The organism is Pseudomonas sp. AGC41, from assembly GCF_057334555.1.
Window position 1 is genome coordinate 1 of sequence record NZ_JBHFJB010000046.1, and the last position, 9,456, is coordinate 9,456.

At 61.8% G+C, this 9,456-nt stretch carries 7 protein-coding genes and 2 pseudogenes; 4 read left to right on the plus strand and 5 right to left on the minus strand.

Annotated features, from left to right (window positions below; genetic code table 11):
• Positions 1–30: 30 nt before the first annotated feature.
• Positions 31–435: a serine kinase/phosphatase gene (locus tag ACE04F_RS08960; protein ID WP_486105995.1), complete on the minus strand. Its 405-nt coding sequence runs from the start codon at positions 433–435 to the stop codon at positions 31–33.
• Between the two features lie 133 nt (positions 436–568).
• On the opposite strand from ACE04F_RS08960, the gene can reads away from it, so the two are divergent.
• Positions 569–1,213, plus strand: a complete 645-nt coding sequence (gene can / locus ACE04F_RS08965) for a carbonate dehydratase (protein ID WP_486105997.1) — start codon at positions 569–571, stop codon at positions 1,211–1,213.
• An 89-nt stretch (positions 1,214–1,302) separates the two neighbouring features.
• Here the strand turns inward: can and ACE04F_RS08970 are convergent, their stop codons facing one another.
• Positions 1,303–2,463: a hypothetical protein gene (locus ACE04F_RS08970; protein ID WP_486105999.1), complete on the minus strand. Its 1,161-nt coding sequence runs from the start codon at positions 2,461–2,463 to the stop codon at positions 1,303–1,305.
• Between the two features lie 112 nt (positions 2,464–2,575).
• On the minus strand, positions 2,576–3,994 hold the full coding sequence (locus ACE04F_RS08975) for a short-chain fatty acid transporter (RefSeq protein WP_486106001.1): 1,419 nt from the start codon (positions 3,992–3,994) through the stop codon (positions 2,576–2,578).
• A gap of 308 nt (positions 3,995–4,302) precedes the next feature.
• On the opposite strand from ACE04F_RS08975, the pseudogene ACE04F_RS08980 reads away from it, so the two are divergent.
• Both ACE04F_RS08980 and ACE04F_RS08985 read left to right on the plus strand, forming a co-directional pair.
• Positions 4,303–4,989, plus strand: a pseudogene (locus ACE04F_RS08980) (PAS domain-containing protein); the annotation flags it as partial.
• Between the two features lie 108 nt (positions 4,990–5,097).
• Positions 5,098–5,529 (plus strand): annotated as a pseudogene (locus tag ACE04F_RS08985) (methyl-accepting chemotaxis protein); the annotation flags it as partial.
• A 160-nt stretch (positions 5,530–5,689) separates the two neighbouring features.
• On the opposite strand, the gene ggt reads toward ACE04F_RS08985, so the two are convergent.
• Positions 5,690–7,534: a gamma-glutamyltransferase gene (gene ggt, locus ACE04F_RS08990; protein WP_486106003.1), complete on the minus strand. Its 1,845-nt coding sequence runs from the start codon at positions 7,532–7,534 to the stop codon at positions 5,690–5,692.
• 125 nt (positions 7,535–7,659) lie between these two features.
• On the minus strand, positions 7,660–8,460 hold the full coding sequence (locus tag ACE04F_RS08995) for a helix-turn-helix transcriptional regulator (protein WP_305498821.1): 801 nt from the start codon (positions 8,458–8,460) through the stop codon (positions 7,660–7,662).
• A 124-nt stretch (positions 8,461–8,584) separates the two neighbouring features.
• Here ACE04F_RS08995 and ACE04F_RS09000 point away from each other — a divergent pair, with 124 nt between their 5' ends.
• Positions 8,585–9,406 carry a carbon-nitrogen hydrolase family protein gene (locus ACE04F_RS09000; protein ID WP_486106005.1) on the plus strand — a complete coding sequence of 274 codons (822 nt, stop codon included), beginning with the start codon at positions 8,585–8,587 and terminating at the stop codon, positions 9,404–9,406.
• Positions 9,407–9,456 lie beyond the last annotated feature (50 nt).

A 9,456-nucleotide genomic window follows, 5' to 3' on the forward strand; every position in this document is an offset into this window, starting at 1 on the left:
CTCGCTCCCACAAGGAACTGGCGAGGTTGCTCAGCGCTTGCCATCCAACGGGTCGATATCGGCCATTTCCGCTTCGTCCAGGCCGTCGCCGCCGCCAATGTCATTTTCATCCACGACGCTCAGGTCCCAATCGGCCTGTTCACCTTCGCCGGCCTCCAGGGCGTCCCTGGCGCCATCATCGCGGATCAGGGTCTCGGGGCTCAGATCATCTTCGGTCGGCTGGCGGTCATCCATGGACGCCCCCGTCATGCCTGCTTCACGGACACGTTCGTCCGGTATCAGTTGCTCGCGCTCGTTTTCAGGCAGCTCGTCGCCGATCCTGGCCTCGTATTCATCGTCATCGAATTCCAGCTCACGCATCGAGCCCATGCGGTCTTCGTTGTCGTCGATGGGTTCCGGTTGCACCGCATCGTAGGGACGTCGTGAATCATTCATGGCAATTCCTCATACTGTGGGCCTTACTATGAGTCGACCGGCTGCGGTGCCAGGAATTCCAACGCGCTGCCGACGTGACCTCGACCGGCGGTCGTCTGTCACAGTTGCGCACTCTCAATCGAGGCTGGACAGCATGAATGAATTACAAGATCTGATTGATAACAACGCGCGCTGGGCCGATGCGATCAAGCAGGAGGATCCTGACTTCTTCGCCAAGCTGGCTCGTCAGCAAACCCCCGAATACCTCTGGATCGGCTGCTCCGACGCGCGGGTGCCGGCCAACGAAATCGTCGGCATGTTGCCAGGTGATCTGTTTGTGCACCGTAACGTGGCCAACGTGGTGTTGCACACCGACCTGAACTGTCTTTCGGTGATCCAGTACGCGGTGGACGTGCTCAAGGTCAAGCACATCCTGGTCACTGGCCATTACGGCTGCGGCGGCGTGCGCGCCTCGATGCAGGACCGCCAGCTCGGCCTGATCGACGGCTGGCTGCGCTCGATTCGCGACTTGTACTACGAGCACCGCGAAGCGTTGGCCAAATTGCCGACCGAAGAGGAACGGGTGGACCGCCTGTGTGAGCTCAACGTGATCCAGCAGGTGGCGAACGTCGGCCACACCAGCATCGTCCAGAATGCCTGGCACCGCGGGCAGAAGCTGTCCATTCATGGTTGCATCTATGGGATCAAGGACGGGCGCTGGAAAAGCCTGGACACCACGATCAGCGGTTTCGAGCAGTTGCCGCCGCAGTATCGCTTGCGTCCCGCAGACGCGCCCTGAGCGTAGACAGTGATCAGCATCGTCGCTGATTGAGGACAGCGGCGCTTTCCCGCGTCAGCCAAGGCTCACGCGGGAAAGCTCCGTCAGATTCAGACTGATTCAGCAGGCAGCGGCATCGGCACCTTCAGTTGCTGAAGTTGCGACTTGATCGCCGGCGCCGCGCATTTTGTCGCCGCTTCGGCCGGCGTCAGTTTGCGAATCGAGGTATAGAACAACTCGCAGGTTTTCTCCTTCTGGGTAACCTGCCATGTCTGCGTGCATTGGTTCAGTTGCTGGGTCGGATCGCTATCGGGCTTGCTGCCCATCCCGGCTTGCCAGCATGCGGCGCTCAGGTCCTGTCCCATGACTTTCAAGCCCGCAGCATCTGCCTTGGCCTGGTCACCGTCATAGCTTTCAGGGTCGGCGGCGTACCAGATATAGCTGGGGTGATTCGAGCCGAGTACCGGAACCTTGACGCCTTCTGTCGGGGTGATGGTCGCCAGGCCAAGCACATTCACGGTCGGGCCGTATTGGGTCTTGATCCAGTTCCGCACCGGAGCACCGAAAGCCACCATCGGCAGTGCATTGCCGCTGGCGTTCTGGCTGACCTGCTTGACCATGGTGGTCTGGTAGTCATTGAAATAATCGTAGACGCCTTCCAGCGCCTGGCCGGCGTTGGACGGCGCCGCGATCGGCGCGATGTCGATGATCGTCTGGTAAGCCGGCGTCTGGTCGGCGGCGATGCCATTGGCGGTCAGCAGCGTGGCCCAGCGGTCGGTAGTGGCGGACTCGAGGTAATCCTGGGCCTGGGTCAGCGAGTAATCCGGCGGGAAGTGCAGCAATTCGACGCTCTTGCGATTTTCCAGGGCCATGCCCAGGGGCAGGAACAGGTACCAGTTGTAGGCCCACTTTTTGTCATTGTTGAGTTTCGTCGCGCCGTTGTACGCCAGGTCTCCGGCGTTGAGCAGCGCGGCCAGCGGTTGGCCGTAACTTTTCGGGACTCCGCTGATGTTCGCGTAGACGATGTCGTTATCGCGCTTGACGCTGACCTTGGCCGCGCCGTAGCCGTCGCGCTGTACGCTTTGGGTCAGGTAATGCTCGACGGTCTGCTCCAGCGTCCAGTTGCGAAAACAGATGACGTTGCAGTTGTTGGGGTAGGCGAAGAGACGAGTGACACGTTCGGTACTGCCCAGTTGTACATCGATGTCGGCGGCATGGGCGGCGGCACTGAAGGCCAGGGCGGCGACAGAAAATACGGCGAGTTTGGACATGCTCAGATCCTTTTCAGCGTGTGGGCCCCTTCGAACAGGGTGTATCCATACTGAAACAGACGGAGCCGAAGAAGAAGTGGGCCGAGGTAAATATCGGCCCTTTTTTATGGCTTTATGGCATCACTGGCGGCAAATAGGTCAACGTAGTCCCCAACGCCCAGAGCAGTACCAGCACCAGAGGGGTGTGTACCAGCAGTTGCACAAAGGAAAAACCGATCAGATCCCTGGCCTTCAGCCCCAGCACACCCAGTAGCGGCAGCATGTAGAACGGATTGATCAGGTTCGGCAGCGCCTCAGCGGCGTTATAGATCTGCACCGCCCAGCCCAGGTGATAGTTCAGGTCATTGGCCACCTGCATGACGTAGGGCGCTTCGATGATCCACTTGCCCCCGCCCGAGGGAATGAAGAAGCCCAGCACCGCCGAATAGACGCCCATCAACAAGGCGTAGGTGTCATGCGACGCGATCTGTACGAAAAAGGTCGAGATATGGTGAGCCAGCGTCTGCGCGTCGCTGCCCTTGACCGTGGTCAGCAGCGCGGCGATCGAACCGTACAGCGGAAACTGGATCAGCACGCCGGTGGTGGTCGGCACCGCGCGGGCCACGGCGTCGAGGAAGCTGCGCGGGCGCCAGTGCAACAATGCGCCGAGCATGATGAACAGGAAGTTGTAGGTGTTCAGCCCGGAAATGGCGCTGATCGCAGGCTTGGTGGAAAACTCGTGGAACAGCCAGCCGGCAGCCAGCAGCACCAGGGCGATGGTCAACAGCGGGCTGTGTTCCAGCCATTCTCCCGGACGGGTGCGAGGCTGCAACGCCGGCATGCTGAAACTCGGATCGATCCCACAGGCGGCGGCGTCACGGGCGCTGTTGGGCCCTGGAGCGGTGGCGTAGGCGACGATCAGCGAAATCACGATCAGCGCCAGCAACATCACCCCGGACTGCCAGAGGAAAATGGTCTGGGTGAAAGGAATGACACCCGTGATGGACAGGATCGACGGCGGCAGGCTGGCCGGGTTCGCCTGCAGTTGCGCCGCCGATGAAGACAATCCCAGCGCCCACACCGCGCCCAGGCCCAGATAGGCGGCGGCACCGGCGGCGCGATAATCCATTTTCAAGTCGCTGCGCCGGGCGAGTGCCCGTACCAGCAGGCCGCCGAACACCAGTGACAGGCCCCAGTTGAGCAGCGATGCGACCATGGAAATCAAGGCCACCCAAGCCACCGCGCTGCGGCCGTTTTTCGGGATCCGTGCCAGCCGATCGATCAGCTTGACGGCGGGCGGCGAACTGGCGACCACGTAACCGCCAATCACCACGAAGGCCATTTGCATGGTGAACGGAATCAGGCTCCAGAAGCCATCGCCGAACGCCACCGCCGCTGCCGTGGGCGTAGCACCGATGAACTGCGTGGCGATTGCAACCACCAGCACCGCCAGCGCGGCGAAGACCCAGGAGTCGGGAAACCAGCGCTCGGCGAAACTGGAGCAGCGCAATGCGAAGCGGGCGGAACGGCTGTCTTCAATGTCAGTGGTCACGGCAATCACCTCGGTTTTTATGGTTATGGCTATCTGGTGCGACGAAGCATCAGCGGTCGGACGCCAGCGGTGGAACATTCCAATGACCGTGGAAGCCGGATCGGCGTTCGAGCGCCACTTGATTATTTTTCAGGCCGACCAGCGGCACTCTTCAGAAACAAATCGCCAAGCCGATGGCAAGAGAACACAACAGATTCTCTGCCTGCCGGAGCATGACCATGTTCAACACCCGCCTCAAGCAGGAGCTGCTGGCTCTTCGCCAAGAACTCTCGAGCATCATGCAAGTCAAGGAAAGCCTGGACCGAGAGATGTTGGCGCTGACCCTCGACGCCGAGGGACGGGTGCAGTCAGTCAATCAGAATTTTCTCGACGAGATGCACTACAAGAGCCAGGACCTGATCGGCCGCGCTGTCGAGGACCTGGTGCCGGCCTACCTGAGGTCCAACGAATTCCAGATTCGCTTCAAGACCGCGCTGACCCGCGGTGAGCACTTCTCCGGTGCCGTTCGCCTGGCACGAGGCAACGGCGACGAGGCCTGGCTACGCTCGATCCTCCAGCCGGTACGGGATGCCAATGGGCGAATCCGTTATTTCTCGATGTACTCCAGTGACCTGACCCGCACCATCGAAAATTCCCGCGAGCATGAAAACCTGATCGGCGCCCTGGTCCGTTCGACAGCGGTGATCGAGTTCGACCTGGGCGGCCACGTCCTGACCGCAAATGATCGTTTTCTCAATGCCATGGGCTACAGCCTTGCGCAGATCAAGGGCAAGCACCACCGCACGTTTTGCGAACCCGAGGAGTACAACAGCGCGGCCTACCAGAGTTTCTGGAAACGCCTGAACAACGGGGAATTCGTCGCCGGCCGCTTCAAACGCCTCGACAGCAATGGCCGTGAGGTGTGGCTGGAGGCTTCCTACAATCCGGTGCTCGACGCCAACGAGCGCCTTTATAAAGTGGTCAAGTTCGCCACCGATATCACCGATCAGGTGAACCAGGAAAAAGCCGTCGCCGAAGCCGCCAGCATCGCCTACAGCACGTCATTGCAGACCGATAACAGCGCCCAGCGCGGAACCAGCGTCGTGACCCAGGCGGTGGACGTGATGCGTGACCTGGCCCGACACATGCAAACCGCAGGGCAAGGTATCGAGGCCCTGAACGAGCAGTCCCTGGTCATCGGGACCATCGTCAAGACCATCAGCGGCATCGCCGAACAGACCAACCTGCTGGCGCTCAACGCGGCCATCGAGGCCGCTCGGGCCGGTGAGCAGGGACGGGGTTTCGCAGTGGTCGCCGATGAGGTCCGGCAACTGGCTTCGCGAACCAGCCAGGCGACTGACGAGATCATTGGCGTGGTCCGCCAGAACCAGGACATGGCTCGCAATGCCGTGGCGCTGATGACCGATGGTCAACATCAGGCCGAGCAGGGCCTGGCCCTGGCAGCCGAGGCGGGAACGGTGATCGTTGAGATCCAGGACGGGGCGAAGAAAGTGGTGGATGCGGTGAGCCAGTTCGCCAATCAGCTGTCGACTTGAGAACTTGCTGAGTGAGCCGCCTTCGCGAGCAGGCTCGCTCCCACAGTTGATCAGGGTTGTCACTGGTATCACGCAGATCCATTGTGGGAGCGAGCCTGCTCGCGAAGGCGTCAGCCCATCCACCATCAAACCAAGCGGGCCTCACCTGATCCCCGCGCGCTCAATCCCCCAGCGCCTCTCCCTCACGCCGCGGATCCGCCCCGCCCGCCAGTGAAGCCTTGCCTTGCGCATCGCGGACCCGAACGATCGCCTGGGTGCCGCTGGTCATGTCGATCTCGCTCACCGTGTGGCCCTGGTCTTTCAGTGCCTGGATCAGCCTCGGGCTGAACTGGCCCTGCTCCAGTTCGGTGGCGCCGTTGCGGCTGCCGAAGTTGGGCAGGTTGATGGCGGCTTGCGGGTCCAGGTTCCAGTCCAGCAGGCCGATCACCGATTTGGCGACATATTCGATGATCTGCGATCCGCCCGGCGAGCCAATCGCGGCGAGGAATTCGCCACTCTGGCGATCGAAGATCAGCGTTGGCGCCATGGACGATCGCGGGCGTTTGCCGGGTTCGACGCGGTTGGCAACTTTCTGTCCGTTCTCTTCGGGGATGAAGGAGAAATCGGTCATCTGGTTGTTGAGCATGAAGCCCTGCACCATCAAGTGCGAACCGAAAGCCGACTCCACCGTGGTGGTCATCGACACGGCGCCGCCCTGGTCATCCACTGCCACCACTTGCGACGTGGAAATGCGCAGGGGCGAGCGGTCCGGTGCGTAGGCCACCTGGATACCCGGCGGCGTGCCGGGCTTGGCGCTGCCCATGCTGCGTGGCCCGATCAGGCTTGCGCGGCTGGCCAGATAAGCCGGATCGACCAGACCCTTGAGCGGCACCGGGACAAAGTCCGCATCAGCGACATACTGGGCACGGTCGGCGTAGGCCAGGCGTTCAGCTTCGGAAATCAGGTGCACCGCTTGCGGCGCCGGCTCGAGCCCCGCGGGCTTGTCTGACGGTAGCGGTTTCAACGGCGCGAGGGCCGAGCGGCTGTCACGCTGTTCCAGGGCCTGCAATGTCCCGAGGATCTGTGCCACGGCGATCCCGCCGGACGACGGCGGCGCCATGCCACAGACCTGCCAGCGCTTGTAGTCGGTGCACAACGGCGCGCGTTCCCGGGCGGCATAACCCTTGAGGTCGCTCAGCGAAAGGCTGCCGGGATTGCCATGGCCTTGCACTTTGGCGACGATCTCCGCGGCCACCGGCCCTTCATACAACGCGCTGGGACCTTCGTGGGCAATACGCGAAAGTACGCCGGCCAAGGCAGGATTTTTCAGCAGCGTGCCGACCGCTTTCGGGCTGCCATCGGCGTTGAGGAAATAGGCGGCCATCTCGGGCGAGCTGGGCAAGGCTGTATCGGCGGTAATCATCGAGTGCAGCCGGGGGGAAATCCTGAAGCCCTGTTCCGCCAATTTGATGGCCGGCTCGAACAGCGTCGCCCATTCCAGGCGACCATGTTTGCGATGAGCCAACTCCAGCGCGCGCAACACGCCAGGCGTGCCTACCGAACGGCCGCCGATCTGCGCGGCGGCAAACGGCATGGGTTTGCCGTCGGCCTGGATGAAGAGTTTTTCGCTGGCGCCGGCCGGTGCCGTTTCGCGACCGTCGTAGGTGCGCACCGCCTTGCCGTCCCACAGCACAATGAAGGCGCCACCGCCGATGCCGGAAGACTGCGGTTCCACCAGCGTCAGCACCGCCTGCATCGCAATCGCCGCGTCGATGGCCGAGCCTCCACGCCGGAGCATTTCCCGCCCGGCCTCGGCCGCCAGAGGATTGGCCGCAGCGGCCATGTGCCGGTCGGCGTGGCGAGTCTGCAAGTCGGTGCGGTAGCCGGAAGCGATTTCCGGAGCGGTGGGCAATGGCGGGGCGGTTGTGGAGGCGGGCGGCGTCTTACAGGCAACGAGTGTCAGGGCGACGGCCAGCAGCGAAACGGCTGACAGGCGATGAAGATTCGGTTTGAGGTCTGAAAGCACGTGTCGCTCCATCCATGGGCCAGGGATATTGAGTCCGACTGTAGCGATGCGGGCCGTAGGGTGCAAATCAGCAAGGGCGTGCTTGTTTCAATAAGCGCTTTTCTGCTTCGCTCTAATAGACCACGTCAGGCATTTTGCGCCTGGAGAAAAATCGAAAACAGCTCGGACTGGGATTTGATCCCCAGTTTGCTGTACATGTGCTTCTTATGGACTTTCACGGTCTCGACAGAAATTTCCAGCTTGCGGGCGACTTCCTTGCTGGAGCAGCCACTGAGCATCAAGCGCCCGACATCCAACTCCCGCGCCGTCAATTGCGCGCCCTTGAGCTGCTGCACTGAGGCTTCCAGCTGCACTCGCCAGTCGACTTGCGACGGTGCTGGCGCGAGGGCCACGACCTCATTGATTTCGTAAGGCAGGCGCTGGCGCAACAGGCCGAGTACCCAAGGCTGGATCAGCGACAGCAAGGCGATCTGCTCGCCACTGAAGCGCTGCTTGCTGCCCAACGACAGACACAGCGTGCGGTCGCCTTCGAGCTGGCAATTGAACTGGATTTCATCGGATACCACATTCAGTCGAAAGTAGCGTTGGTAGTACTCGGTCAGCTCGAAGTGTTCCGGCGCCACTTCCGACAGGCGATACAGCCCGGTGCGCGACTGCTCGCGACAGGCAATGTAGAACGGATCAAGCAGATACAAACCGCGCAGGTAATCCTGGAACAACTGATCGGGGCTGCCGTCCGCGCCCGGGCACTCGGCGAACACTTGCGGGCGCTGGTCGGCACTGAAAAGCAGCGCCACCCAACTGTCGAAGGGGACGTACTGATCCAGCAGCCGTACCAGCTGCGTCCAGAAATTGGGCTTATCCAAGGCGTCGATCAGTTGCCCGACCGAGCGGTGCCACGCGATGTCATCCAGCGAAAGTGTCATGCCTCTACCCCTATCGGGTTACCCCAGCGGCGTGATTTCCCGGCCGCGGGCTTGCTGCGCATACTGGCGCACAGACACCGAGCGGGCAATCTTTCTACCCGCCGATCAAGCACAAGGAATACCCATGAAAGTCGAACTCGCCCAGTTGGCGGGCCGTGATAACGCCACGGCTTACAACCTCGAACGCGCGCTCAAGGCGATTGCCGCGTGTGCCGCCGATACGCAGATGATCGTGTTCCCGGAAACCCACCTGATGGGTTTTCCGTCGCTTGAGACGGTTGCAGAAACCGCCGAACCGCTGGACGGACCGACCGTCAGCGCGGTACTCGCTGCGGCTCGGGAACATGACGTTGCCGTGGTGATCGGCGTGGCCGAGAACGACCGCGGCCGCTTTTACAACACCACGCTGCTGATCACGCCACAAGGCATTACGCTGAAATATCGCAAGACGCACCTGTGGGCATCGGATCGCGGGGTGTTCGAGGCCGGCGACCGTTACGCCACGTGTGAATGGAAGGGTGTGCGGGTCGGCCTGCTGATCTGCTACGACATCGAATTCCCGGAAACCGCCCGAGCCCTGGCGCAACTGGGAGCCGAACTGCTGATCGTCACCAACGGCAACATGGACCCCTACGGCCCGACCCACCGCACCGCGATCATGGCCCGTGCCCAGGAAAACCAGGCGTTTGCGCTGATGGTCAACCGGGTGGAGGAGGGCGATGGCGGTTTGGTGTTTGCAGGCGGTAGTGCGTTGGTGGACCCGCTGGGCAGATTGTTGTTCGAGGCCGGGCGGGAGGAGGGGCAGTTTGCGGTGCAGCTGGACCTGAACCAGCTGACGGCGGCGCGGCATGATTATCGGTATCTGGATGATCAGCGCCTGAAGTTGCGGGGGGAAATTGTCGAGCATTCCAGTGGGTTGCGCGAGCTGCTGATTCCTGCGCGTTGATCCTGATCCTGATCCTGATTCTGTATTGGCAGTGACAGGGCTGACGCCTT

Excerpts from the sequence above, each read along its gene's own strand:
- ACE04F_RS08960 (WP_486105995.1), bottom strand. The coding sequence starts at position 435 with ATGAATGATTCACGACGTCCCTACGATGCGGTGCAACCGGAACCCATC.
- can (WP_486105997.1), top strand. The coding sequence starts at position 569 with ATGAATGAATTACAAGATCTGATTGATAACAACGCGCGCTGGGCCGAT.
- ACE04F_RS08970 (WP_486105999.1), bottom strand. The coding sequence starts at position 2,463 with ATGTCCAAACTCGCCGTATTTTCTGTCGCCGCCCTGGCCTTCAGTGCC.
- ACE04F_RS08995 (WP_305498821.1), bottom strand. The coding sequence starts at position 8,460 with ATGACACTTTCGCTGGATGACATCGCGTGGCACCGCTCGGTCGGGCAA.
- ACE04F_RS09000 (WP_486106005.1), top strand. The coding sequence starts at position 8,585 with ATGAAAGTCGAACTCGCCCAGTTGGCGGGCCGTGATAACGCCACGGCT.